At 56.3% G+C, this 25963-nt stretch carries 18 protein-coding genes, 1 tRNA gene and 1 riboswitch; of the genes, 7 read left to right on the top strand and 12 right to left on the bottom strand.

All coding sequences use genetic code 11. The features are described 5' to 3' along the window. The first annotated feature begins 94 nt into the window (after positions 1-94). Positions 95-176: transfer RNA gene (locus GFH31_RS10860), tRNA-Leu, on the top strand. A gap of 303 nt (positions 177-479) precedes the next feature. Here GFH31_RS10860 and GFH31_RS10855 read toward each other — a convergent pair. The 3 genes from GFH31_RS10855 to GFH31_RS10845 all read right to left on the bottom strand — a co-directional run bounded on the left by GFH31_RS10855 (position 480) and on the right by GFH31_RS10845 (position 3443). Continuing rightward, the gene (locus GFH31_RS10855) at positions 480-731 is read right to left on the bottom strand and encodes a hypothetical protein (RefSeq protein ID WP_055201933.1); all 252 of its coding nucleotides are present in this window, start codon (positions 729-731) and stop codon (positions 480-482) included. A gap of 338 nt (positions 732-1069) precedes the next feature. Further along, positions 1070-1888, bottom strand: a complete 819-nt coding sequence (locus GFH31_RS10850; protein ID WP_101571253.1) for a DNA-methyltransferase — start codon at positions 1886-1888, stop codon at positions 1070-1072. A 418-nt stretch (positions 1889-2306) separates the two neighbouring features. Continuing rightward, positions 2307-3443, bottom strand: coding sequence for an acyltransferase (locus GFH31_RS10845; protein ID WP_153497924.1), 1137 nt, complete (start codon positions 3441-3443; stop codon positions 2307-2309). A 293-nt stretch (positions 3444-3736) separates the two neighbouring features. After that, positions 3737-3806: riboswitch (Fluoride riboswitch) on the top strand. A 77-nt stretch (positions 3807-3883) separates the two neighbouring features. Here GFH31_RS10845 and crcB point away from each other — a divergent pair. The 3 genes from crcB to GFH31_RS10830 all read left to right on the top strand — a co-directional run bounded on the left by crcB (position 3884) and on the right by GFH31_RS10830 (position 6101). Continuing rightward, positions 3884-4261, top strand: a complete 378-nt coding sequence (gene crcB, locus GFH31_RS10840) for a fluoride efflux transporter CrcB (protein ID WP_055201941.1) — start codon at positions 3884-3886, stop codon at positions 4259-4261. A 115-nt stretch (positions 4262-4376) separates the two neighbouring features. Continuing rightward, positions 4377-5069 carry an iron-sulfur cluster assembly scaffold protein gene (locus GFH31_RS10835; RefSeq protein ID WP_055201943.1) on the top strand — a complete coding sequence of 231 codons (693 nt, stop codon included), beginning with the start codon at positions 4377-4379 and terminating at the stop codon, positions 5067-5069. A gap of 33 nt (positions 5070-5102) precedes the next feature. Then, positions 5103-6101, top strand: a complete 999-nt coding sequence (locus GFH31_RS10830) for a GGGtGRT protein (protein WP_153497923.1) — start codon at positions 5103-5105, stop codon at positions 6099-6101. An 85-nt stretch (positions 6102-6186) separates the two neighbouring features. On the opposite strand, the gene GFH31_RS10825 is transcribed toward GFH31_RS10830, so the two are convergent. From GFH31_RS10825 to GFH31_RS10800, 6 genes are all read right to left on the bottom strand, one after another. After that, positions 6187-7461 carry a TolC family protein gene (locus GFH31_RS10825; protein ID WP_101571259.1) on the bottom strand — a complete coding sequence of 425 codons (1275 nt, stop codon included), beginning with the start codon at positions 7459-7461 and terminating at the stop codon, positions 6187-6189. Continuing rightward, the gene (locus tag GFH31_RS10820; RefSeq protein WP_153497922.1) at positions 7458-10559 is read right to left on the bottom strand and encodes an efflux RND transporter permease subunit; all 3102 of its coding nucleotides are present in this window, start codon (positions 10557-10559) and stop codon (positions 7458-7460) included. The genes GFH31_RS10825 and GFH31_RS10820 overlap by 4 nt, the downstream gene beginning before the upstream one ends. Positions 10560-10562: 3 nt before the next feature. Beyond that, positions 10563-11675: an efflux RND transporter periplasmic adaptor subunit gene (locus tag GFH31_RS10815; protein WP_153497921.1), complete on the bottom strand. Its 1113-nt coding sequence runs from the start codon at positions 11673-11675 to the stop codon at positions 10563-10565. Between the two features lie 86 nt (positions 11676-11761). Beyond that, complete coding sequence (locus tag GFH31_RS10810) at positions 11762-12115, bottom strand: hypothetical protein (RefSeq protein WP_118459072.1); 354 nt, start codon at positions 12113-12115, stop codon at positions 11762-11764. 233 nt (positions 12116-12348) lie between these two features. Continuing rightward, complete coding sequence (locus GFH31_RS10805) at positions 12349-14265, bottom strand: BACON domain-containing protein (protein WP_153497920.1); 1917 nt, start codon at positions 14263-14265, stop codon at positions 12349-12351. A gap of 264 nt (positions 14266-14529) precedes the next feature. Then, positions 14530-16938, bottom strand: a complete 2409-nt coding sequence (locus tag GFH31_RS10800) for an outer membrane beta-barrel family protein (RefSeq protein ID WP_118458739.1) — start codon at positions 16936-16938, stop codon at positions 14530-14532. A gap of 194 nt (positions 16939-17132) precedes the next feature. On the opposite strand from GFH31_RS10800, the gene GFH31_RS10795 reads away from it, so the two are divergent. The 3 genes from GFH31_RS10795 to GFH31_RS10785 are packed head-to-tail and all read left to right on the top strand — an operon-like array spanning position 17133 to position 23363. Next, positions 17133-18365 carry a glycoside hydrolase family 99-like domain-containing protein gene (locus GFH31_RS10795; protein ID WP_101571271.1) on the top strand — a complete coding sequence of 411 codons (1233 nt, stop codon included), beginning with the start codon at positions 17133-17135 and terminating at the stop codon, positions 18363-18365. A gap of 22 nt (positions 18366-18387) precedes the next feature. Continuing rightward, on the top strand, positions 18388-20553 hold the full coding sequence (locus tag GFH31_RS10790; RefSeq protein WP_153497919.1) for a glycosyl hydrolase: 2166 nt from the start codon (positions 18388-18390) through the stop codon (positions 20551-20553). 20 nt (positions 20554-20573) lie between these two features. After that, positions 20574-23363, top strand: coding sequence for an alpha-L-rhamnosidase (locus GFH31_RS10785; RefSeq protein ID WP_153497918.1), 2790 nt, complete (start codon positions 20574-20576; stop codon positions 23361-23363). A gap of 69 nt (positions 23364-23432) precedes the next feature. Here the strand turns inward: GFH31_RS10785 and era are convergent, their stop codons facing one another. The 3 genes from era to GFH31_RS10770 form a co-directional block, all read right to left on the bottom strand. Next, positions 23433-24314 carry a GTPase Era gene (gene era, locus GFH31_RS10780; RefSeq protein ID WP_055201954.1) on the bottom strand — a complete coding sequence of 294 codons (882 nt, stop codon included), beginning with the start codon at positions 24312-24314 and terminating at the stop codon, positions 23433-23435. Between the two features lie 132 nt (positions 24315-24446). Next, positions 24447-24908, bottom strand: a complete 462-nt coding sequence (locus GFH31_RS10775) for a DUF4890 domain-containing protein (protein WP_055201956.1) — start codon at positions 24906-24908, stop codon at positions 24447-24449. Positions 24909-25053: 145 nt separating this feature from the next. Beyond that, the gene (locus GFH31_RS10770; RefSeq protein WP_153497917.1) at positions 25054-25926 is read right to left on the bottom strand and encodes a DNA/RNA non-specific endonuclease; all 873 of its coding nucleotides are present in this window, start codon (positions 25924-25926) and stop codon (positions 25054-25056) included. Between the last annotated feature and the right edge of the window lie 37 nt (positions 25927-25963).

Below are 25963 nucleotides of genomic sequence, written 5' to 3'. Positions count from 1 at the left end.
AACGCAATCCTTTACGCATTCCGGCGGCATTTTCCCGAAAACGGTTTGCAGATAAGGAATAAAGCGCTATATTTGCACTCTCGAAACACATCTTGCCCGGATGGCGGAATAGGTAGACGCGCTGGTCTCAAACACCAGTGGAGCAATCCGTGCCGGTTCGATCCCGGCTCCGGGTACTTTTAAGGCTTCGAATAATTGATATTCAATTATTCGAAGCCTTAATTTCATTTTACACATTCGCAACTTCGCCCGTTTTTTTGTAAAGTTGATAATTGTTCCGGCAATTATGCGCTGTTCCTTCCGTTTATACCTATGTTACGAGTCCTTTTCTCTGCAGATAAAGAAAACGCGGAACCGGAACAGATGCAGAATACCACATTGCGAAAAATAAAAGCCATGAAATCACATTCGATTCATGGCTTTTATATTGAAACAGCGGCAAAAATAAGGATTTTTCGCTCTTTCAGATTCCGTTCATGTTATTTCCGCCGGATCATCGTCACCCGCGAAATACTCTCGTCGCAACCGGACACGGAAACGTTCGTCGTAATTTTCCCATCGTTGGCGGGAGTAATCCTGATGTCGATGCGACATCCGCTTTCGGCATGTTCGTTGCACAAAAAAACATTGCAGTTCGGAGCCCAAACGGCCGTCGTATCCGGCCTGCGACATCTGATTCCCAGCTGGTTTCCTCCTTCGTGAGGACAACCCGGAATAATACATTTTTCCATAATATATTCTATTTTGGTTAGTGTGAATTAAATTGCACCGATTCTTCCGGCCGGACCCGTCTCCTACCGGAGTCCGGTTATAAACTTTTTGTTACAAATTTATGAATTATATTGTTATTAGATTCCAAAAATATTCGTTTTTTCGACCGTTTCGACTCCGGTACAATATTCTCGTTGAAGGATATACGCACGGAATCGTCCCGCAATCCAACCGATACGGGATGATTCGATCTTTCAAATACGGATTCAGGATATTTCGGAACTTCTCATTCGTTTTCGAAGTCCGACTGTCCGCACTTTAATTCAGTGTATTCGTTCCGGATTCAATGCGCCGCGATTCACTCTTTAACCTCCACGTCCAACCGTTCGCTCACCATCTCGCAATATTCCGGAATAATTTCGATTCCGATCGCATTCCGGTTCATTCTTTTGGCAACAAGAAGCGTCGTACCGGAACCCATGAACGGATCCAGCACGCAATCGCCCTCCCGAGTAAACAGCTTAATGAACCACTCGGGCAGTTCTTCGGGAAAGGCCGCGCTGTGATTTTTGTTATTGCACTCGGTGGCCAGATGCAGCACGTTGGTCGGATAGGCTTTGTCCCGGTTGATCCAGTTGGATATGTTTTTACCGAAGCCGCTGCCCACTTTCGAATTATCCCTGCTTTTGTCGATTTCGGAAAGGTTCTTGAGCCTCGATTTCGCCCAATCGCCCATCGGCACCATCACCTCCTCCTGGTACATATTGAATTTTTTCTCCTTATTGAACTGAAGCAACCGTTCCCACGAATCGCGGAACCGGTTCGGCCATTTGCCCGGATACGAATTCTTCTTATGCCAGATAAACTCTTCGGTCCAAATCCAGCCTTGCTGCCGCATCGCCAGGATCAGTTGCATGACATAGATACTGCGTTCGCCGTTCACGACTTTTTCTTTAATATTCAGGATAAAAGTCCCCGTAGGCTTCAGCACCCGCAGCAACTCTGCCGAGATCGGCAAAAACCACTCGACGTACCGGTCGGGATGGATCCCTCCGTAAGTTTTTTTCCGTTGATCCGCGTAAGGCGGGGATGTTACGATCAAATCGACCGAATTGTCCGGAATCTTTTTTAATCTTTCTGCGCTGTCGTCCCGGTATATATCAATTATAACACTCATAACGCTTAATTATGCGACAAAGTTACAAAATTTACACGAGTGTCCCAAAACGAATCATCTGATTTATACACACTGATAATCAAACGATTTACCACCTCAAACAAGCAGTCCTTCCGTCTAAATTCACCATAAATCGGCCCGGAAGGCACAGCCGGCCGCCGGACGGCAAAAAATCGACCGCAGCGTGGTACGGATCAAAAGACGTCAACAAATATGGCAATACGCGAAAGCCGGAAAAGGGAAAAATGTCAGTCGGTCTTTTCGAAATCCCGAGAAAGAGAAACAGTTCGTTGAAAACAGGGATCATCCCGATACCGACGGATTCGGTTCTCCGGATCGCACGATACCGAACCAGAACAGGCTGTCCCGGCACGGTATCGCCCGGATAGCAAAGCGAAGCCGTTTTCGAAGAACGCCTCTACCGGACGAAACGGCGTGTCGGGCGAAACCGGAACATGATCCAGACCAACGCGCAGCTTATCCCGAAGGCAAAAAGCGCGACGCAGAAAATACGTAGCAACACAGGAAGCGCATCCAGCGTCCCCATCAGATCGTATCCCACCTGCACGAAAATAAAGTGACACAAGTAAATGCCGAACGTCAGCGAGGCGAGGCGCGACAGACCGACCGACGCGCGCACCTTCAGTTTGCGGATAACGACGAACACCGCGAAAGTCATCATAAAAACGTTGATCCCGGTGAAAAGCCACACGATCTCAAGGTAAGCGTAATCGCCCGGAAAATATTGCTGGGTCAGCACGTAACCGAACGAAGTGATCAAGTAGCCGCCCAGAAACATCGGAACGGTAACGGCCAGCGTACGCTTCCAGCTCCACTGCGGCGGGTACTTCGCCAGGTAATAGGCCAGGATCAGGTAACCGATGAACCCGGACACGTAATAGAAAGTTCCGTAACTGTTCCAGTCGCAAACACCGAGAATCCCCATATTGCCGTAATTGCCGGTATACCCCAGCGCCGGAGCGACCATTTTTATATAGGGCAGCAGCAGGGTAACGCCCCATACGTACAGAACGAGCCGGATATCCCTTCGGGAAGCCTGCTGCAGCCATGCGCCGATCACGGGCATGATCAGATAAAGGCCGACCAGCATGTAGAGATACCACAACGGGGTCGTATCGTAATTGAAATTAAAAATAAAGGTATAGATCCGGGTCAGAGTAGCTCCCAGGGTATGGTCGTCGGCGACGACCATCGGATTACCGGTCGAAACGACGTAATTCAGGTAAACGAAATACGACAGCGGCAACACGACCGACCAGAAAACCAACGGAACGACGATGCGTCCGATACGCTTCCGGTAAAAATCCCCGAGCTCCGCGCGTACGGGAAGCAACAGCACCCCCGTCATCATCACGAACAGCGGGACGCAGGCCCGGACGAAACTACCGGTGAATACCCCGGTCAAAAATGCTCCCCGGTCGGCATCGAACCGGGCGACGAACGGGTCGCAGCAGTGCGACAAAACCACCAGAAAACAGGCGACGACACGCAGCAGGTCGATCCAGCCGATATGTTCCCTCCCTTGCATTTCCATCAGCAAACGAATATTTGAGAATACGATTAAAAACCATGCAATCGCGCGGTCGGCGGTCTTTCGGTTCGACCCGCACGACCAAAAACATTACAAAATAAACAAAAGTTCCGATAACATCCGCCATCCGACTCCATTTTCGCCGGTCTCACCGAAATACAGCGCTTCCCGTCCGAAACATTCCCGGCTCCGGTATCAAAATCGGAAGACGCGGTTCGTATGCGGACCATATCCGGATCGGACGCTATTTTACCGGACAAGGTTTTGCTTTTTACCTAACATTAGGTATCTTTGCGCCGAAGTTCGGCAATGGTATCTGCCTTGAACCGCCGCCTTTCCAGGCGAGCTGATGATACCTACGGGAATTAGAATCCACTTTGCAAATCAGCTATGACGGTAACAAACAAACACTTTTATCGTTCCATGTCAAAGAGCGAAGCCTTATGCTGAGGACGCTCCTTTTTATCGGCATGGGTAGTTTTATCGGAGGGATCGCCCGTTTTCTGCTCGCGCGCTGGGTGCAGGGGGGAACCGGGTCGTCGTTCCCGTTCGGGACACTGGCGGTCAACGTGCTGGGCTGCCTGGCGATCGGCCTGCTGTACGGAATTTTCGAGCGCGGCAACCTGATGAATCCCGACCTGCGCTTGTTCCTGACCGTAGGGCTGTGCGGCGGGTTCACGACGTTCTCCACGTTCGTTCACGAAAACTTTTCGCTTTTCCAGAACGGCAACCTCCTGCATTTTATCCTCTACACGACGCTGAGTTTCGGACTCGGACTCGCCGCCGCCTGCCTGGGGCATCTGATCGTCAAAATCTTTTGAACGAACGAGTCATGCGAAAAACGGAGAAATACACGGCAACAATACCCGCGCTGCGCAGCCGCCCGGCGCGGATCGGAATACATCCACAAAACGTTTAACACATAAATTTACCGTTATGATTTATTCACACGAAGTGCAGCACATGTGCTGCGTGAAAAAGGGAGCCAACCATCCCTCCGCCCCGATCCCCGAAGAGGGCAAATGGGTGCGCGCCAAAGAGATCAAGGATATTTCGGGACTGACGCACGGCGTGGGCTGGTGCGCGCCGCAGCAGGGCGCCTGCAAGTTGACGCTGAACATCAAAGACGGCATTATCCAGGAAGCGATGGTCGAAACCCTCGGCTGCTCGGGCATGACGCACTCGGCTGCAATGGCATCCGAGATCCTGCCGGGCAAAACGCTGCTCGAAGCGTTGAACACCGACCTCGTGTGCGACGCCATCAACACGGCGATGCGCGAACTGTTCCTGCAAATCGTCTACGGACGCAGCCAGTCGGCCTTTTCCGAAGGAGGACTCCCGATCGGAGCTTCGCTCGAAGACCTCGGCAAAGGATTGCGCAGCCAGGTGGGAACGATGTTCGGCACGGTGGCCAAAGGCACCCGTTACCTCGAAATGGCCGAAGGTTACTGCACCCGCATGGCGCTCGACGAAGACGACCAGGTGATCGGTTACGAATTTGTCCACCTCGGCAAATTTATGGACATGATCAAAAAGGGCGTCGACGCCAACGAAGCGCTGGCCAAGGCCAAAGGTTCGTACGGCCGTTTCGCCGAAGCGGTCAAATACATCGACCCGCGCCAGGAATAACCCGTTTTGTAAAAACCGTTAAAATTTAAAAACATGGCTTTATTTGAAGGATACGACCGCAGAATCGACCATATCAATGCGGTACTGAAAGAATACGGGATCAACGGCATCGAGGACGCCAAGGCGATCTGCGCCGCAAAGGGAATCGACCCCTACACCACCTGCAAGGAGACGCAGCCGATCTGCTTCGAAAACGCGGCATGGGCTTACGTGGTAGGCGCGGCGATCGCCCTTAAAAAAGGTTGCAAAAACGCAGCCGAAGCAGCCGAAGCGATCGGAATCGGCTTGCAGGCTTTCTGCATCAAGGGCTCAGTAGCCGACGACCGCAAAGTGGGCATCGGACACGGCAACCTGGCCGCCCGCCTGCTGCGCGAAGAGACCCAGTGCTTCGCATTCCTGGCCGGGCACGAATCGTTCGCCGCCGCCGAAGGCGCGATCAAGATCGCCGAAATGGCCAACAAGGTGCGTAAAAATCCGCTGCGCGTGATCCTGAACGGCTTGGGCAAGGACGCCGCGCTGATCATCTCGCGCATCAACGGTTTCACCTACGTGCAGACCGAGTTCGACTATGCTTCGGGCGAACTGAAAATCGTCAAGGAAACCCCGTACTCGAAAGGGCTCCGCGCAAAAGTGCGCTGCTACGGCGTGGACGACGTGCGCGAAGGCGTGGCCGTAATGCACAAAGAGGGCGTCGACGTGTCGATCACCGGCAACTCGACCAACCCGACCCGCTTCCAGCACCCGGTAGCCGGCACTTATAAGAAAGAGTGCTACGAGCAAAACAAAAAATACTTCTCGGTCGCTTCGGGCGGCGGCACCGGACGCACGCTGCACCCGGACAACATGGCCGCAGGCCCCGCTTCGTACGGGATGACCGATACGATGGGCCGTATGCACTCCGACGCACAGTTCGCCGGATCGTCGTCGGTGCCCGCTCACGTGGAGATGATGGGCTTCCTCGGCATGGGCAACAACCCGATGGTCGGCGCTACGGTGGCGGTCGCCGTAGCCATCGAAGAGGCGATGAAGTAACGCCGCCGAAATTTTCAAAGAGGAAGGGCGAACCGATCACGGTTCGCCCTTCCTCTTTTTACCGACACCGACGCATCCGGCACGATCACTCGACAACGACGTCCCAGATGCCGGCGCTGCGTTCGAGTTCGACCAGCGCCGCCGCATGGTCGTACAACGTCTCGATATAGGCCGTCCGCAGGTCGTCGTAAGTCCGCTGCGCGTTCAACACCTCAAGCAACGGCGTTTCGCCCCGGTCGTAACTGTATATTTTACCGTCGATGACCGATTTGGCTTTCTCCAGCAACCCCGTTTCGTAACGTCTGACCTGTTCGGCCAGCGAAAGGTACTGCCGCAGGTTTTGCAACACTTCGGTCTGCACCTCCAATTCGGCCTGCCGGTAGCGGGCTTCGGCCTGTTGGATCCGGTACTTGGCCGCCTGCACGGTACCTTTGTTTAGGTTCGAAAATTTCAGCGGTACGGAAAGCCCCACCGTAACGCCGTTGAAACGCGGCGCCGGAGCGATTTCGTTACGCACTTCGGTATTATGGTTCACACCGAGCGATACGTCGAAATCCATATTCCGTTCGCGCCGGGCTACCGTCAGCGCACGCCGGGCAACCTCCGTGTCTTTCAGCGCGGCGGCCAGGTCGGCTCGGTTGTCCAGCGCGGACTGTACGAGCCGATCGGGATCGAACGTCCGTTCCGGCATGTGCAACGAGCCCGACGGCACGTAGAGCGTATCGCGGTCGAAGGTCGCCGTCTGCAAATTCAGCGCGAAAAAAGCGTTGTGCAGGTCGGTACGCGCCTGAAGCAGTTCGTTGTACATCATGCCGGCTTCGAGCCCGCTCTGGATATCGTCCACGCGGGTAATTTTGCCCAGCGTGTATTTGACGCTGTCCCCTTCGGCAAGTTTGCGGATGTTCTCGTAAGCGTCCTGCTTCACGCGGAACAACTCGGCCTGCTTGACCGCATCGAGATAGGCAAGCGTCGCTTCGGCCCGCAGGTTACGGAAATAGTCTTCCAGCAACGCCCCGCTCAATTCCTGTTCGCTGCGGGCCAGGTCGATCCGCGCGGCGCGCTTGCCGGGCGAGAAGGTCTTGCTCAGCTCGGCCGACACGCTCTGCCCCATCTGCATCCGCCGGTCGGCGTTGTTGCCGTACTCGACGCCGAACTGCGGATCGTTGAATACGCCCGCGGCTTTCACCTCGGCATCGGCGATGCGGACATTCAGCTTCTCGGCGGCATAGGAAAGATTTTCCCGCCAAACCCGACCGATGTACTGGTCGTACCCCAGCGGACATTCCGTCCGGTGGAGCGTCTGCGCCTGGGCCGCGACGCCCGGCAGCAATGCTATCCATAAAATGATTCTCTTTTTCATGCTTGATCCGGTTCCGGTCTTTTACGTTTGAGATGATAACTTTCGACCATGTAGTAGAGCGCCGGCAGAATGAACAGCGTCACGACGGTCGCGAACAACAGTCCGTAGACGATGACGGTGGCCAGCGGTCGCTGCACGTCAGAACCGATCCCGGTCGACAGCGACGCCGGCAGCAAGCCGAGCACCGCCACCGTCGCGGTCATCAGCACCGGACGGAAACGGTGACGCGCGCCGGAAACCACCGCATCGAACAGCTCCTTCCCCTGCTGCCTGCGCAGGTTGTTGATGTGCGAGATCATGATGACCCCGTTCTGGATCGCCACGCCGAACAGCGCGATGAATCCCACCGCCGACGAGACGTTCAGCGTCATACCGCGCACGTTCAGGGCCAACATGCCGCCGAACAGCGCCAATGGAACGACACTCATCAGTACGGCCGCCTGCCGGAATTTTCCGCAAACGACGATCAGCAGCAGCAACATGATGCACAGCGCCAGCGGAACGACAAAGGCCAGCCGCGCGTAAGCCCGGTGCTGATTTTCGAACTGTCCGGCCCATTTCAGGTGAAATTCTTCGCGATCGTAGTCCACGTTCCGGGCGATGGCCCGGTTCGCATCGCGCAGGAACGTGCTCAAATCCACGCCGCGCAGGTTCACGCGGACGGTCATGTGACGCCTGTTCATCTCCCGTGTGATCGTGCTGGCCCCGGTGGTCATCCTGACCTCGGCGACCTGCGAAAGCGGAATTTTCGTACCGCTGCCGTTGGTCAGCATCAGCGACCCGATCTTTTCGGGCGTGTTCCGGTACTCTTCGTTCAGCCGGCAGGTCACGTCGTACGACTTGCTGCCGACAAAAACCTGCGAGATGGCGCTTCCTCCGATCGCGAACTCGATCAGCTCGGTCACATCCGAAACGTTCAGCCCATACTGCGCGATCCGGTCGCGGTCGGCAATGATCTGCAACTGCGGCAGCGGCGGTTCCTGATCCACCGCCACGTCGACGGCGCCCGGCACCGTCCTGAGCGTTTGTTCGATCCGCTCGGCGATGCGGCGGGTTTCGTGCAGGTCTTCGCCGTAGATTTTTACGGCAAGGTCGCTGTGCGCTCCGGCCACCTGATCCATCACCATGTCGATGATCGGCTGCGAAAAACCGACCGAATATCCCGGCATCTTCTGCAGCTCGACCGCCATCGCATCGATCAGTTCGCTCTTGCTGCGCCCGCTTTTCCAGGTATTATAGGGCTTCAGCCCGACGCCGCATTCGACGTGCGACAGCGAGAACGCCTCCGCCCCCTCGTCGTCGCGTCCTACCTGGGTCATCACGTACGAGACCTCGTCGAACCGTTTCAGCGTCCTGCGCAGTTCGGCTCCCATCTCTTTCGACTTTTCGATCGAAATGCCCGGCGGAAGCTGCACCTGTATCCAGATCGCCCCTTCGTCCATCGGCGGCAAGAAGTCCTTGCCGACCGTAACGGAAAGCACGACGGCCCCGGCCAGAATCGCAGCCAGCGGAGCGAAAATACGCTTCGGACGCTTCATAATGTCCCTTATCCGGCGGTCGTAAGCTTCGGTCAGCCTTTCGAGCCACCGGTTCCGGTAGGTTTTGCGCGGCATCCGGTAAGCGAGGAACGCCAAGCCGGGAGTCAACAACAACGCGACGGCCAACGCTCCCAGCAGCGCATATCCCACCGTATAGGCCATCGGGGTAAACATCTTCTGCTCGATATGTTCGAAAGCGAACAGGGGCAGGTAAGCCGTAATGATAATCAGCGTCGAGAACAGGATCGGACGCGCCACTTCGGTGGCACGCCGGACCACGCCGTCCTTGGAAAGCTCAACGTCGGGACGACTTTCACGTCCTTTGAGAATCGTCTCCATCATCACGATCGCCCCGTCGACCAGTATCCCGAAGTCGATCGCCCCGAGCGACAGCAGGTTGGCGGGAATATCCGTAATCTTCATCAGGATAAAAGCGATCAACAGCGACAACGGGATCGTTACGGCCACCAGCAGCGCGCCCCGCCAGCTACCCAGGAACAGGATCAACACCAGCACGACCAGCAGCATCCCTTCGAACAGCGTATGCGACACGGTATGCAGCGTCGTATTGACCAGGTCGGTGCGGTCCATGAACGGATGGATCGAAACCCCTTCGGGCAATATATCGCCGTTCAGTTCGTCGACCGCTTCGTGCACTCCTTGCAGCACCTGCGAAGGAGTCTGTCCGCGCAGCATCTGCACGATCCCTTCCACGCCGTCCTGATAGTCCCGCGTATCGTCCGTAAATCCCAGCACCCCCTTGCGCTCGAGGTTGCCGTATTTCAACCGGCCGATGTCGCTCAGGTAGACCGGGACGCCGTTCTCGGTCTTGACCACGATGTTCCCGAGGTCTTCGAGCCCTTTGACCAGTCCGATTCCACGGATCACATAGCTCAGATCGCCGTGCGAAATCATGCTGCCTCCCGCATTGACGTTGTTCTTTTCCACCTTTTCGACCACGTCGGCGAGCGAAATTCCGTACTGTTCGAGTTTGTGCGGGTCGATCTCGATCTGGTACTGCGTCGTGATCCCGCCGTAATTGCTGACGTCCGCCACGCCGGTCACCTGTTTCAGGCGCGGAATGATCACCCATTTATGCAGGTCGGTCAGCTCTCGCAGATCGTGCCGGTCGCTTTCGACCACGTAACGGAATATCTCGCCGGTCGGCGAAGTCAGCGGATTCAGGCCCGGAACGGCATTGTAGGGAAGTTCCACGTCCACCAACCGCTCCTGCACGCGCTGCCGGGCCCAATAATCGTCCACCCCGTCCTGAAACACGAGGATCACGGTCGACAGGCCGAACGTATTTTTGCTCCGCATCACATGCAGGCCGGGCAGGCCGTTCATCGCCCGCTCGATCGGAATGCTAATCTGTTGCTCGATCTCTTCGGCCGCCAGTCCAGGAACCTGCGTAACGACCTGCACCGTTACGTCGGCGATATCCGGATAAGCGTCGATAGCCAGCCGAGTCCACGCGTAGTAGCCGATCACGGCCAACAGGCCGAACAGCACAAACATCAGCGCCCGCCGATGAATGGCCTCATAAATCAACTTTTTCATAAGCTACCGCGCGTCGATCAGGTAAAACGCCCCCTCGGTAACGACCTCGTCGCCATCGCCGAGGCCGGAAGACACGACCGTCTGCCGCTCGTCGGAAGACGATACGGAGATCCGGACTTTACGGTAACGATCCTCGGACTCGCGTACCAGCACGTAACAATCGTCCTCCCGCTGCAGGACGGCCGAGGTCGGAATCACCAGCGCGCGCGACGGCGTATCGGTTAGCTGTACGGTCCCGTACATGAACGGTTTCAGCCGCCGGTCACGGTTGTCGCACTCGATAATGACCTCCACCGAACGGGTTTCCTCGTCGAGCAATTCGCTGACATGATAAACGGTACCGCTGAAAACGGTATCCGGAACCGCCATCAGACGAATATCCGCCCGATTCAACCGACGGATCAGAGGGATATCTTTTTCTTTCACATGGGCTACCACCCAAACCTTGTTCAGATCCGCCACCAGAGCCAGCGGACCGGCGTCCTCTTTGATATATTGCCCGATAACGATATTGTTTTTCACGATTTCGCCGGCGATCGGCGAAGTAATGACCAACGGCTGTCCCAACGTCATCTTTTCAGGTTCGATCTGGAACACGCTCAATGCGGCGAGAGCGTTCTCGTAATCTTTCTTCCGGAGTTCGTAGTTTACCTCCGCCTCCTCGACCTCCTTGGCGACGCCGACATTGTTACGGAGCAGGTCTTTCTCTCGGTTCAGGCTTTTCAGGGCCAGTTCCATCTCCTGTTTGGCCTGGTAATAAGCCTTTCCTGTCTCGAAAAACGACGGAGAACTGATCGAAAAAACGGGACTTCCCGGCACAACCTGCTGGCCGAGACGGACGAACGACTTGACGATACGCCCGGCAAACGGCGAGGCGATCTCGGCATAACCGGTCGGAATAGCCTGCACGACCCTGGAGGTCGTAAACGCAGCCTGGTAATCGGAAAAATGAATCGATTGGGTTTTAATGCGCTCCCGGATCGGAGAATCCGCCGCCAGCACGACGCACTCTTCCTCCACCCGGACTCCCCGGTCGTCTGCATGCCGCTGCCCCTGCGACCTGTCCGCGCAGGCATACAGCAATACAAGACCAATGGAAAAAATTATTTTTTTCATTTGCTCGAATTATAAAAAACATACGCTTTTTCCTCTCCGGAACGAATTTCCGGAGAAACCGTGACTTACGAAAACCTGTCGGTAAATCACCCGCAAATGAAAACAGGAGGGGCCCTGAGCAAAATGCCAGGCAAACGAAGGTGCGAAACGTACCGCGAAAAGAAAACATAAATCGGCGTAACGATCGTCCTTGCGAAAAGAAGAGCCGGAGCGACAGCGATCCACAAAACGATTGCCGACAACAAACCGATCGTCGCGCACTGTTCGGCCGTATGGGAATGCGAAGGCATCCCGCCTTCGAACGGAATGTAAGGATGGGAGTGCGTAACGGTTCCCCACTGGAAATGATGGGTATGGTAAAAAAGCGTAGTACTGAAGTAGTAACTCATAAAGAGCACCACCATCAGCCATTTCGCTATTTTCACCAGTCCCTGCTTCATACGCTCGACGTCCGGTACAAAGATAATCGTTTATTTTATATATCACCGTTTCCGGCAAGAACTGTCGGCACAATCCCGCCGGATTCATTCCCGCGCCGGCCGTTCGGTCCGTCCGACGAAAGCCGGCAGGCTGCGGACGTCGCCTCCCCGACAAATATAAAACTAAGGGGTTCGGCAAATTTGCCGAACCCCTTAGTTTTATAGACAGGATTTAAAAACCCTTTAAATCCTTATTACAAAGGCATCGCGATAAGTCCCCGAGAGTACTGATAGCCGACCCACGTCTTAGCTTCGTCCGGAACGATACCGGCTTCATTCGTGAAGTAACCTACCTGGGTTGCCCCCGCTCTGGTTCCGTCCACAACGATGTCGCCCGCTTCGAATTTATCGGTACCGGCATCGGCTACGTAAGAAGAGATCACGTCGCTCTGCGAATAGAGAATCTGGTATTTACTGATGTTCGCATTGTACACGACCGAAACGCCGCCTACACCGCTGGGAACCGTCAGTACCGATCCGTTATCTTTCAGCGTCGTGTACCAATCACTGCTGCCGGCGCTCGTCGTTGCGACGTGAATGTCGCTGCCGACCTGGAAGTAGAGGTAAATCATCGCGTCGTTGATGAACATCGAAACTACCTTACCGCTTTCAAGGATACTCTTGTCGCCCAGAATCTCCCAGTTATCTTTTCCGTTGGCGGATTTAGCCATCCAGATTCCGTTTTCATCGTGAGACAACGCCATGAAATAATCCGAACCGACTTTGGCTATCGCCATATTGTTAGCATATCCCAGGTTATCTCGCTGCGACAGCATCGCATTGTTCGCAGTGAAGACAAATTCGGGTTCATCCCACGACTGACCGTCAGCCGAATGCGCCTTAACCATCGCCGAGAAGTCGTATGCGTTGAAATTATCGAACTCTACGCCAGGATTCTGGAAGTACACTTCGTAAGACAGCGCCAGGAATTTCTTGGTCGAAGCGCCGTTGGCGTAAGCCCAAACTTCGTCGTCCGGTTCGTTCGTCGTTACCATTACCGAGTTGCCCGCGCTTCCTTCGACAACAGCCAGATAATTTCCGGCAGGCAGGTATTCGCCCGCTCCGGTAGGATAAGCCCATCCGCCGTCATAAGTCATAGTCTTCTGGAAGACCGGCGTTTTGGCCATACTCGTCGCATAATCCGTATCCCACGGATACAAGGTAAAGGTGCAAGAACCGCTGCCCATGTAGCACAACTGATTGAATGCCGTGGAAGCGTAGAATTTCAATGCAATGGGGCCGCTGCCCAGATCGTACGCGTCTTTACCCCAATGTGCGTTGTTGGTATTATCGGTAACAGCATACCACCAGCCCGTCTTATTATACATATGCGGTTCGCTCTGGAACTTCATCGGAGTCGAACGCAGGAACCACGCATCCATCGATCCGTCGCTGTTCTTCACGAACGAAACGTTTCCGCGGAGATCGGTCTCTTCGTAGATCGGGTACTCGATCAGTTCCGAAGCGCCGGCCTGCGTAACCGTAACCGGTACGGCTTCGCCTCCTTCCGGATAGATCGTGATCGTCCCGACGCGTTCGCGGCTCCGGTTGCTGGCCAGAATCTGGAACTGAAGCATCACGTTGTCCACCGCTTTACCCAACACAGGGATAATCCACTTCTGCGCGTTGTCGCTGATCGAATAGTCGTACGGCACGTTCACCGTGAATTCGACTTTGATCACCGTATCGCCCGCTTCCACGTTATAGGTGTCCTGTTTAACCACGGCTCCGATCGGGGTCGGCTGGTAAATCCTCATGGTTTCGGTCTGTTCTCCGCTGGAGAAAACCAAAGAAGCCTCGCGGGCAAACTCGTAGGAAGTGTTCGCGCCGGCGACAAGAGTCAGTTTATATTTACCGAAACTACCCGTGGTATCGCTGATCTTCACCCACTTGTCAGTGGTTCCTTCCGGATATTGGATCTTTACAGTCCAATCGCCCGGCGCCTCGATCACCCGGTAATCCCGTCCACCGTCGACGGGAACTTTCCAGGTGGTCGTATCGAGCATGAATGAGAAGTCGCCCAACTTCATAGACGACTGGAAATCATCCTCGCACCGCCAGAATATTACCGAAGACAGCAATAATAAACTGCATAAAGTAAATTTTTTCATAGTTTGAGCATTTAGAGATTTTAGATTGAACAAATATAAAGAATTTTTTCATAATTAATCAAATAAATACGATAAATTGACTCGAAATTTGTCGGGAAAAATTATTTTGCACCCTTTCGCAGCGTCGCGCCGGACGGAAACAGCGAACATTCTCACCCCCTTACAATCCCGCGCCGCGCCGAACGGCCGTTCCGTCCCGTTCCGAAAAACGAACCCTTTTTCGAAATTTTCAGGCCGGTTTTATAGGAAAATAAGACATTCCGGTCAATGGTTGGTGCCCTCGAACAGGTCATGACTCTCCTTCGCCGGATCCGTTTTTGCCTTAAAACTGTTGAAAACATACCCCAACGTCAGGGCGATCAGCGGATATTTGGGACGGATGCGCGTCAACGACTGCAGGTCGGCCGTACGGATATCGCTGACATAACGCGCGCTGCCGAACAGATCCCGGCAGGAGAGCGTCGCGGAAAGCTTCCGTTTGAAGAACTGCTGCCGGACGGCGAGATTGACGTACCAAAAAGCATCGGTACGCCCCTGGGTCGTGACCGAAGGCCCTACGAAGTTGGCGTCCAACTGAATCCGCGTATTTTTGCCGGCATCGAAGGCATTGTTCCACATGATGTCGTAATTCGTACTCGATTCGCGTCCGCCCCCGGCGGCCAACTCGTTGCGTATCTTATAATAATACAGATTGCCGTTCAGCGAGGTATTCCACCAGCGCGCGACGCGAACGACGGCGGTCAGCTCCACGCCGGTCGAATAGTCGTGCCCCACGTTGGCCATCGAGTCGAGCGTGACGCCCGCCTCGTAAGGCACCCGGAGCCGTTCGATCTTGTCCCTGCGCGAACGGTGGAAAAAAGTCGCCGAAACGTTGTTGTCCCGGAAACTTTTCCGGTAGGTCAGTTCGTACGAATGGATGTATTCGGGACGGATATCGGGATTGCCGATCTCGGCCGTATAGTAATCGCGGAAAGTAATATAGGGCTCCATGTAAAAAAGCTGCGGGCGGGTGGTTCGCCGCGAATAGGAAACCAGCAGCCGGTGGCCGCGCGGAAACGTATATCCCAAGTGCATCGACGGAAACCCCTCGAAACGCCGTTTGTCGCGGCTGGCCCCGGCGATCGAACTGCGCAGGCGGGTGTGGGTATATTCGCCCCGGACGCCGGCCTGGATCTCCAGCGCGCGCAGGTTCTCGGACAGAATCGCGTAGACCGAATTGACGTTCTCGCGGAAATAAGAAGTATTGTAAATGTCGTCGCGCCAGTAAAACGTTTTCGTCTCGGGATTCCAGAACTGCATTTCGTACTTGCTGTCCTCCAGGTAAGAGTAATACTGGTAACCGGCCTCGATCTTCCCGGTTTTGCTGTACGGCAGCACGTAGTCCAGGTTTCCGCGGGCCGTGATGCGGTACTCGGATTCCCAGGCGCGGTGCCCTTGCTCGCGTTCGCCCTGCAGATTGAAGAGATCGCTCTGGAAATATTCGACCGCGCCTCCGCCGTATTTATAATAAAAACTGGCCGAAAGCTCGTGTCCTTTGTCGTTGAACCTGTGTCCGACGGCCACGGTTCCCAGGCCGATGGTTTCGCGGTTGTCGTAATCGTCCAGGCTTCGATAGTCGCCGATCTCGCCGTCGCCCGTTCCCTGCGAAAAGCGGCTCTCCCGGTAATCCAGTCGGCCGTTGCGCTTGTTGCCCCGGTATCCGCCTTCGACGTCCACCGAGAACGACGTGCGCAGAAGCGCGTACGCCCATCCCGCCTTCAGCGTATAATTGTAATTATCCCCGACGCGCGGCCCTTTCGAACGCGACGTGGTGGTAAGGTCGTCCACGACCGTCGTCTTCTGCTGCTCGAAATCGCTTTTGCGCAATTTGTCGAACCACACGCCGCCGGCATACCAACGGGAAGCCTCGTTCTGACGGGTCAACAGGAAATCGACGTTGCGCGACAACGCCGTGCTGCCGGACAGGTTCACCGTGCCGCTGAGCCCGCGTTGCGTATGCTTTTTGGTAATGACGTTGATAATGCCCACATCGCCCTCCGCGTCGTGCCTCGCCGACGGAGTCGTAATGATTTCGATGTTCTCGATATGCCCGGCGGGAATCTGTTCGAGCGCCTGCGAACCGGAAAACACGCTGGGCTTGCCGTCCACGTAGACCGTAAACCCGCTGCTGCCGCGAAACGACAGGTTTCCCTCCGCATCCACGCGCACCGAAGGGGTATTCTCCAGAATATCCACGGCCGACCCGCCGCCGCCCATGATGTTGGACGAAGCGTCCACCACTTTTTTGTCGAGCTTGTAAACGAGCTGTTTTCTCGCGGCGACGACCTCCACTTCGGCGATCCCGTTCTCCAGCGGGGTAAGGTACAGCACGCCCAAATCGACCGTGCCGGCCGAATGTTCCAGCGCGACCTCGCGGGTCAGCACGTCGTATCCTATCAGGCGGATCATCAGCGTATAAGCGCCCGGATCGACGGAATCCAGCCGGAAACCGCCCTGCTCGTCCGGCAGCGTCTGACGCGCCGGCCGGACATTCCCGCCGGTAAAAAGGTAGATTTCGGCGAAATCGATCGCCTTTCCGGAGCCGGTTTCAGCCAGTCTTCCCGCCACGCAGATCGGAGAAGCGGCCGCGGGCGCCGCGAAAAAAGTCAACAGCAACAGGCAAAGCAGTCTCATGCAGTTCGGTTAATCGGGTTAGGTCAGGGTTAGGTATTCGAAACGACAAATGTAAAATAAAATATCCGAATTCGGGAAACGCGGCCGGAGTCGGCTCCTCTCCCCGGCGGAATCCGCCGCACTTTTTTTTGGGAGAATGCACAGTTTTTCGTACCTTAGTCCACGAATATAACCCGATCTAAAACCGACTCAAAATGAAAATCTTTACCACGATCGCCTGCTCCGCGCTGGCTGTTGCATTCGCATCCTGCGGCTCCTCTCCGAAAAAGACGGAAGACCCCGACCGGATCACGGTAGCCTGCTACTATTTCCCGAATTACCACACCCACGACCGACGTAACGACAGCCTCAAGGGCGACGGCTGGGCCGAATGGGAACTGGTCAAGAAAGCCCGTCCCTGTTTCGACGGCCAGCAGCAGCCCAAAGTGCCGGCCTGGGGATATACCGACGAAAAAGACCCGGCGGAGATGGCCCGTAAGATCGACGCGGCAGCCGACAACGGGGTCGACGTTTTCATTTTCGACTGGTATTACTACGACGACGGGCCGTTCCTGAACCGCGCGCTGGACGAAGGCTTCCTGAAAGCGCCGAATACCGAAAAACTGAAATTCGCGCTGATGTGGGCCAATCACGACTGGCTCGACATCCACCCCTACACGAAAGGCGACGAACAGAAAATCCTCTATCCGGGACGGGTGACGCCCGAAACGTTCGACAAGATCGGCGACCTGATTATCAAAGAATATTTTACGAAACCGAATTATTGGACGGTGGACGGCAAGCCCTACTTTTCGGTCTACGACGTGCAGAAATTCGTCGAGAACTTCGGTTCCGTCGAAGCGGCCCGCGCAGCTATGGACAAACTGCGCGAAAAAGCCGTGGCGGCCGGCCTGCCGGGAGTTCACTGGAACCTGGTAACGTGGGGCAATCCGGTGCTTCCGGGCGAAAAAGCCGCCGAGAATACGCCCGAACTGCTGAAAAAACTCGGATTCGACTCGGGAACTTCGTACGTCTGGATCCACCACACGCCGCTGCCCGATCTGCAAACGGACTACATCAAAGCCATGGACGACTATTTCGCGTTCTGGGACAAGGCGCGGGCGGAATACGGCGTGCCGTACTACCCGAATGTAACGATGGGCTGGGACCCGTCTCCGCGCTATGTGGAACAAACGCCCGAGGGCATTAAAAACTACCTGGTAACCTATACGATCGGCAACAACACCCCCGAAAATTTCCGGGAAGCGCTGCAGCGGACCAAGGACAGACTGCTCGCCGACCCGAACGGGCCGCGCATCCTGAACATCAACAGTTGGAACGAATGGACCGAAGGCAGCTACATCGAACCGGACTCGATCCACGGGACGGGATATCTCGAAGCGATCAAAGCCGTCTTCGGACAGGCCGCGCCGACAGCAGCCGAGTAACATAACACACGACAGAAAAACGATGATCAGATTCAAACTCGCCGTAGCGCTGTTGCTGGGAAGCACGGTCGCCTGCGCACAGAACGAAAAGAAACTGCAAGCCGATTTCCTGAAACCCACGCTCGAATACCGGATGAACGTCAACCGACACAGTATGCCGCGCGACGACCGGGAGCAGGACTCGATGATCCAGTGGATCATCTCCAACGGGTACGGCGGCATGGCGACCAACGTCAACCCGAACGAATACCTCAAAAGCGACGAAGAGCTGAAAGTATTCAATCGGTTCGTCCACGCATCGAAAGCGCGCGGACTGGACCTGTGGCTGTACGACGAAAGAAGCTATCCGTCCGGAATGGCCGACACCTACGTGCTCGACGAACATCCGGAGTGGGAGGCGGAAGGCCTTCTTTTTAAAGATACGACCGTCAACGGCGGAACCGCCGTCGACCTGCCGCTGCTGCCGGGACAGCCGATCCTGGTCAAAGCGGTGCCTTCGGTCGACGGGCAGTTGGAATACGACCGGGCGCGGAGCCTGCTGTCGTCGATTCGCGACGGTCGGATCCGGTGGACGGCTCCCGACGGCACGTGGACGATCGCCCAGATTTCGCACGCGCCGCTTTACACCGGATTCCAGGCCGGCACCGACCGGGGCGGAACGACGCCGCGCTACCCGAGTCTGCTGATGCCCGAAGTAACCAAACGGTTCATCGAACTGACGCACCGGCGCTACGCGCAGGCTTTTACAGAGAAACTCGGAACCCTTTTCACCTCCACGTTTACCGACGAACCGTCGTCGATGGCTCTGCCGTTCCCGAACCTCGGATACGGCGTCTACCCGTGGAAAGAAAACGTATCGACCGAATTCATGACCCGTTACAGCGCCGACCTGAAAGACGTGCTGCTGCCGATGATGCTGGATCGGGGGCCGGAAGGGGAGAAACTCCGCTACCGGTATTTCCGGATCATCGCGGATTTCATGAGCCGGAACTATTTTCGTCAGATACGGGAATATTGTTCCACGCAAAAGCTCAAATCGGGCGGACACCTGCTCGTCGAAGAGACGATGATGGCGCAGGTTCCGCTGTACGGCAGCATCATGGCCTGCTACCGCGAGACGGACGTACCGGGCATCGACGTGCTGACCGGTATGCCGAGCTTTACGCGCCGCTACCTGTACTCTTCGCGATTGGCGTCGTCGGCCGCCGAACTGCAAGGCAATTCGATGGTCATGTGCGAATCGTGCCCGATCTCGGACTATAATTTCTATGACGGCAAAGAGGCTCCCACGATCGAAATCAAAGGATCGCTGAACCGCCAGATCGTCGGCGGAGTGACCGACTTCAACAACTACCTGCAACTTCAGCACGAAGATTCGAACGGTCGCAAAGCGTTCAACGACTACATCGCCCGCGTCGAAATGATGCTGGCGGGAGGCGTGCGGGCTTCGCGCATCGCCGTCTACTACCCGGTCGAAACGCTGTGGTCGAAATACCGTCCGCTGCCGTCCTGCTTGCAAAGCTGGGACAACGTCGCCGGAGGAGCCCCCGAAGCGCAGCGGCTGTCGCAGTTGTTCGACCGCGTCAGCGACTGCCTGTACGACAACGGCTGGGAATTTTCGTACGTCGACGCGGCCGGGATCGAACAATCCAAGGTGGAGAACAAAAGTCTCGCGCACGGCGAACTGCGCTGGGATGTGCTGATCCTGCCGGGCGTCGAGACGATTACGCCGCAGATGTTGACCCGCATCACGGAGTTCGCCCGGGCCGGAGGTTGCGTGATCCTGCTCGAAGCGCTGCCGAAAAATACGCCGGACGCGTTCCCGTCCGAAGCGGTCGAAAGCGCCGTCGCCCAGATGGTCGGGGACAAGACCCTCACCCCTGCGGTCTACTACGAACCGACGTTCAACGCGCGGCTGCTGAACTACCTGCTCGAAGGGGTGCTCGACCGCGATATCGTATTGGACTCCTACGCCGGGGTGTTGCACAGCCACAAACGGATCGGCGGACGGAACGTCTATTTCATCGTCAACGATACGAACGCCCCGAAAACGGTCAAAGCAAACTTTCCCGGCGCCAAATCGCTCGAAGGATGGAATCCGCAGACAGGCGAAGTCAAACCGCTGGAAAACGGCGCGCCGCTACCCTTCGGCCCGTACGACGGCATGATCATACGACAAACCAAATAACTTAAAACCAACAGACAACTATGAAATTCAAACTGTTTCTCGCAGGAATCCTGCTGTCGGTATTGCCGGCGCTGAACTCTTGCAACGGATCCGGCGGAGCGAAACGCGCCGGAGGCGACACGGAAGTGACCGAACTGCGCTGCCGCGACCTGGACGATCCGGAAGGCATCGATCGGGCCGTATTCAGTTGGCAGATCGAATCGGAAGCCGACAGCGTCGTGCAAACGGCCTGGGAGATCGAAATCGCTTCCGACGAAAAGGCTTTGAAGAATGGAAAAGCCGACGTATGGTCGTCCGGCAAACAACTTTCCGACCAGCAACTGAACGTCCGTCCGCAGGGCGCCGACCTGAAACCGGGCGAGCGTTACTGGTGGCGCGTCCGCATCTGGGACGGCGCCGACCGACCGACTTCGTGGAGCGATCCCGCATCGTTCTCGCTGGGTCCCGCAGCCGACCAATGGCAAGCGAAATGGATCACCGCCCAATGGGAGGAAGGCAGTCCGCTGCCCTATTTCCGCACCGTTTTCAACGCGGATCAACCGGGTACGAAACCGGTACGCGCCGTGATCTACCTCTCCGGCCTCGGGTGCAGCGACCTGTTTTTCAACGGCCGCCGCGTAGACTCGACCCGGATACTCGACCCAGCTCAGAGCAATTACGAACTGTATGCGCTGTACAGCACGTTCGACGTGACCGACCGGCTGAAAAAAGGGGACAACTGCATCGGCGTGATGCTCGGCGACGGCTGGTACAACCAGGGCAAGGTATGGGGCCCCGGGTTCAGCTACGGCAAACCGATCCTGCTGGCGCAAATGGAAATTACTTATAAGGACGGTTCGAAAAAGATCATCGGCACGGACGAAACCTGGAAATGGGCGCCCGGGCCGGTACTCAGCTCGAACCTCTACGCCGGCGAGGTATACGACGCGAACAAGGAGATCGCCGGCTGGGCCGATGCGAAAACTCCGTGCGCGGACTGGCAGTCCGCACTGCCGGCCGGAGGCGTTATTCCGAAAGAATTGAAACCGCAACTGATAGAACCGATCCGAATGAAACAGGAGATCGCTCCGGTAGCGTTGTGGCAGGATCCGCAGGGCAACTGGATCTACGATTTCGGCGTCAACGTGGCAGCCATCCCGCTGCTGACCGTCGAACAGCCGGCCGGCACCCGGATCAAAATGCGGATGGGCGAAACGCTGGCCGCCGACAAGTCGATCGAATACAACACGACCGGCGTAGCCGCGACCGGCGTCGTACAGACCGACGAATACGTCTGCACCGGAAAAGGCAAGGAAAAATGGACGCCCCGGTTCACGTACCACGGATTCCGCTACCTCGAACTATCGGGCGCGGCGACCCAACCCGAAAAAGACTGGCTGAAAGCGGTGGTCGTACACACCGACGTCGAACGAATCGGTACGTTCGAATGCGCCGACCCGCAAATCAATCGCCTGCACGAACTGGCCGTCCGGACGATGTTGAGCAACATTCACGGCCTGCCGACCGACTGCCCGCACCGCGAACGCTGCGGCTGGCTCGGCGACGCCCATGCGGTAGCGCCGTTCGAAAGTATGAATTACGGCATGAATAACTTCTGGATGAAATACATGGGCGACGTCAGCTCTTCGTCGTCGGTATTCCTCGAAAACACGCTGCATCAGAAGCTGCACAACAGTGAATTTTACTTTGCAGACAAGCAACCGGGCATTCCGTTCATGATCTCCCCGGGACGCCGCCTGTGCGGCGTGGCATCGCCGGACTGGGGCACCGCCGTCGTCCAGATCCCGTGGGATATCTACCTCTATTTCGGCAACAAGGAAGCGCTCGAAACCTACTACGGCGAAATGAAACAATGGGTCGATCACATCGCGGCGCTGACCGAGAACGACATCGTTCCCTACGGTCTGGGCGACTGGTGTCCGCCGAACGGAAACGCGGCGATCGACTGCCCGATCCCGGTCAGCTCGACAGCGTTCCACTATCACGACGCGGACCTCGTTTCGCAAGCGGCGGCCGTACTCGGCAAAACGGAAGACGCGGCGCATTATGCCGCCCTGCGCGACCGGATCGGCAAGGCTTTCGTCGATAAATTCTACGACAAAACGAACAAAACGTTCGGCAGCCAGACCGCAAACGCGATGGCGCTGGCTTACGGCATGGTGCCGGCCGGCGACGAAAAAGCGGTTTCCGACGCCACCGTCCGCAACATGAAGGAGAAGTACGACAACTTCATGCATACCGGTATCTTCGGATTGGGCCACATCGGCCAGGCATTGTCGCGCTACGGCAACAGCCAGGCAGCCTGGGACATGTTCACCAAAACCGGCGAAAACAGTTTCGCCTACATGTGGACCGACGCCGACGCCACGACGCTGTGGGAAACGCTGCCGGTCAATGCAGCCAGCAAGGAACTCTGCCTGAGAGGAAGTTCGCTGAGCCACCCGATGCAGGGCGTCTACGACACGTGGTTCTATGAAGACATCGCCGGCATCCGTCCGGACGCTTCGGGCCCCGGTTTCAAAGTGACCCGTTTCGAACCGACGATGACGGCCTACCTGCCGTGGGCGAAAGCGACGCTGGAAACCCCGTACGGCGAAGTCAAAAGCGACTGGAAACAGGAAGGCGGCAAAATGGACTGGAAGATCGAAATTCCGGCGAACGCCTCCGGACTGGTAGCCCTGCCAGACGGCAAAACCGTTACGGTCAACGGCCAGCCGCTGGACAAGAACCGTTATCCGACCGCCGGACAAGGCGCGGAAAATCCGCTGTACCGCTTCCCGTCGGGACACTACGCGATTGTTATCGAATAGCACGCGTCCATCAAAAAGCAAGGCGGATACCGATCGGTATCCGCCTTGCTTTTATTATGAAACCGAAGTTTACGATTCGATATACCCGAACCGGCGCAGTTGACGTTCGTCGTTCCGCCAGTTGTCGTTCACTTTGACGTACAATTTCAGAAAAACCTTTTTATCGAGAAACTGTTCAAGCTCCTCGCGGGCCTCGGTGCCCACCTTTTTGAGCTTACCGCCCTGATGGCCGATAACGATTCCCTTCTGGCTTTCCCGTGCCACGTAGATCGTCGCCGCAATCCGATCCATATCCGCGTCCTCTTTGTATTCGTCGATCACGACCTCGGTGCAGTACGGAATCTCTTTCTGGTAATTCAACAAGATTTTCTCGCGGATGATCTCCGACGCGAAAAAGCGCAGCGTTTTGTCGGTCAGCGTATCTTTCGGGTAATAGGGCTCGCCCTCGGGCAGGGCCGCCAGGATACGGTCGAACAGCCCGCCGATGTTGAAATTGTTCAGCGCGGACACCGGCACGATCTCGGCGTCGGGCAGCACTTTCCGCCACCGTTCCACCAGGGCGTCGAGCGTCTCCTGCGTAGTCAGGTCGATCTTGTTGATCACCAGGATCGTTTTGGTCCCGCCGCCGGCGATCTTCGAAACGATCCCGTTGTCGTCTTCCGGTTTTTCGAACACGTCGGTCACATACAGCAGCACGTCGGCATCGGAGAGCGCGCTCCGTACGAAACGCATCATCGACTCCTGCAACTTATAATTCGGATTGAGTATCCCCGGCGTATCGGAATAGACGATCTGGAAATCGTCTCCGTTGACGATCCCCATGATCCGGTGGCGGGTCGTCTGCGCCTTCGACGTGATAATCGACAGGCGTTCCCCGACCAGCGCGTTCATCAGGGTCGATTTTCCCATGTTCGGGTTCCCGATGATGTTGACAAATCCTGATTTATGCATAATCGATGTGTTTCGGACAAAGATACGGCTTTATTTCCGGAAACGATAAAAACATCCGGCGCAATGTGCACGCAAAAGGAGGACGGCGATCGATCGTCGTCCTCCCGTTCATCCTGCTTTCCGCCGGACATCTTATTCGCCCTGAGGCTGCACTTCCGGGCGCGGACGATGTCGGGTCTGCATTTTGGCGCGTTGTTCCGTCCATTTTTCATACTGTTCTTCGGTCAGCACCTTTTTGATCGATTCGTCCATTTTGGCCATCCGTTCGGCATGCGGACCGCCCTGCCCCTTACGGCCGTCGGATTTGTCTCCCTGTTTCGGACGGTCGCCTTTCTTCGGACGGTCGGATTTCATCTTCGCAGAGTCGGCCCGCGCCGCACGATCCGCTTTCATCTCTTCGAAATTGGAGAGGAATATCCGGCGGATCTGCTCGGCCTGGTCGGTCGACAGCGAAAGCTGTTCGGTCATGCGCTGCGTCATCCGGTCGGCCCGCTGCTCGGGAGTCATTTGTTCGCGGTGCTGCGGCTGAGCCGTCGCACCGATCGCGGCAAACAGCATTGCGAATGCCGATACAAAAAAATGTTTCGCTTTCATAATTTCAAAATTTAATGTTTACAGGAATCCTGTTCCGCAAAAATAATTCCAACGGCGCAGAGCGATTCCGAGAAATCGGCGAAACGCCGAATCGGCGCGGCGAAACGACCGGACGGAACGGCAAAACGCCCTGTCGGACGCGGAACTAACGCCAGAAAGAACGGTCGAAGGAGGCCTCGACGCGCATTTCGACGCTGTCGGGCAGCGCTGAATAGAAATCCATGCCGAGCACCCGTTCGAGACTGTCGACGCTGATCGCATAGCGAAAACAATCCCCGGCCGGACGCTCCGTATTCGGGATCAGGAAAGCGATCGCCCGGAAAGTACCGCCGTCCCGCACCAGAATCGTTTTAAAAAACCGCTGCGGAATCCCGACGCCGCCCCGGATGCGTCGCAGCGACGGGGTCAGTTCGCCGCCGGTCACGATGTAGAGCGAATCGTAACGCGCCGCCCAGCGCCGCACCCGTTCTTCCAGCCTGCGCCACGTCCCGCGGTTCAGTCCCGGCCGCTGCGGCGAAACGTTCGACAAACGGAACGTAGCCCCGTTCTCCTGCGGGGTATCGTTCCGGTCGGCCGACGGCAGCAGGTGTCCCCGATCGAAACCGCTACCCGTATAATCCCGGTCTGCGGCCGAAGGCCACCCGCGGGCGATCACTTCCGGATCGCTCTTGAAAACCCCGCTGCGCTTCACCCCTTTACCGGATACATCCCTGCGCGTCAGCAGGTAAGCTACCCAGGCAGCCTGACGATAAGCCGTATCGTACAGCATCGTATAGCGTCCCTCCGGACAACGGACGACAAACTCGTCGTTCGCGAAAAAAGGACAGGCGAGAATCTCGGGATCGGTTTCCGGCAATCCGCCGGAGCGCGCGCCGCGTTCCGCTTGCCGTCCGCCCGTCCAGGGACGCACCGCGACGACCTGCGAAACGATCGCCAGCACGACGATCGCCAACACCAGCAACAACACGATTTTCCAATGGGTCTGCCTCGATATTTTTATGGGGGTTCGTTTTTTCATGGCCGCGTAAACCGCACCAAAGGTAAAAAAATATTAT

It is taken from the genome of Alistipes sp. dk3624, from assembly GCF_009557455.1.
In the GTDB taxonomy this organism is placed as follows: Bacteria; Bacteroidota; Bacteroidia; order Bacteroidales; family Rikenellaceae; genus Alistipes_A; species Alistipes_A hominis.
Note: the sequence above shows the minus strand (reverse complement) of the source record. Positions and strands in the feature narration are given on the sequence as shown.

Excerpts from the sequence above, each read along its gene's own strand:
- GFH31_RS10795 (WP_101571271.1), top strand. The coding sequence starts at position 17,133 with ATGAAAATCTTTACCACGATCGCCTGCTCCGCGCTGGCTGTTGCATTC.
- GFH31_RS10830 (WP_153497923.1), top strand. The coding sequence starts at position 5,103 with ATGGCTTTATTTGAAGGATACGACCGCAGAATCGACCATATCAATGCG.
- GFH31_RS10770 (WP_153497917.1), bottom strand. The coding sequence starts at position 25,926 with ATGAAAAAACGAACCCCCATAAAAATATCGAGGCAGACCCATTGGAAA.
- GFH31_RS10820 (WP_153497922.1), bottom strand. The coding sequence starts at position 10,559 with ATGAAAAAGTTGATTTATGAGGCCATTCATCGGCGGGCGCTGATGTTT.
- GFH31_RS10845 (WP_153497924.1), bottom strand. The coding sequence starts at position 3,443 with ATGGAAATGCAAGGGAGGGAACATATCGGCTGGATCGACCTGCTGCGT.
- GFH31_RS10815 (WP_153497921.1), bottom strand. The coding sequence starts at position 11,675 with ATGAAAAAAATAATTTTTTCCATTGGTCTTGTATTGCTGTATGCCTGC.
- GFH31_RS10790 (WP_153497919.1), top strand. The coding sequence starts at position 18,388 with ATGATCAGATTCAAACTCGCCGTAGCGCTGTTGCTGGGAAGCACGGTC.
- GFH31_RS10810 (WP_118459072.1), bottom strand. The coding sequence starts at position 12,115 with ATGAAGCAGGGACTGGTGAAAATAGCGAAATGGCTGATGGTGGTGCTC.
- GFH31_RS10825 (WP_101571259.1), bottom strand. The coding sequence starts at position 7,461 with ATGAAAAAGAGAATCATTTTATGGATAGCATTGCTGCCGGGCGTCGCG.
- crcB (WP_055201941.1), top strand. The coding sequence starts at position 3,884 with ATGCTGAGGACGCTCCTTTTTATCGGCATGGGTAGTTTTATCGGAGGG.
- GFH31_RS10805 (WP_153497920.1), bottom strand. The coding sequence starts at position 14,265 with ATGAAAAAATTTACTTTATGCAGTTTATTATTGCTGTCTTCGGTAATA.
- GFH31_RS10850 (WP_101571253.1), bottom strand. The coding sequence starts at position 1,888 with ATGAGTGTTATAATTGATATATACCGGGACGACAGCGCAGAAAGATTA.
- era (WP_055201954.1), bottom strand. The coding sequence starts at position 24,314 with ATGCATAAATCAGGATTTGTCAACATCATCGGGAACCCGAACATGGGA.
- GFH31_RS10855 (WP_055201933.1), bottom strand. The coding sequence starts at position 731 with ATGGAAAAATGTATTATTCCGGGTTGTCCTCACGAAGGAGGAAACCAG.
- GFH31_RS10835 (WP_055201943.1), top strand. The coding sequence starts at position 4,377 with ATGATTTATTCACACGAAGTGCAGCACATGTGCTGCGTGAAAAAGGGA.
- GFH31_RS10800 (WP_118458739.1), bottom strand. The coding sequence starts at position 16,938 with ATGAGACTGCTTTGCCTGTTGCTGTTGACTTTTTTCGCGGCGCCCGCG.
- GFH31_RS10775 (WP_055201956.1), bottom strand. The coding sequence starts at position 24,908 with ATGAAAGCGAAACATTTTTTTGTATCGGCATTCGCAATGCTGTTTGCC.
- GFH31_RS10785 (WP_153497918.1), top strand. The coding sequence starts at position 20,574 with ATGAAATTCAAACTGTTTCTCGCAGGAATCCTGCTGTCGGTATTGCCG.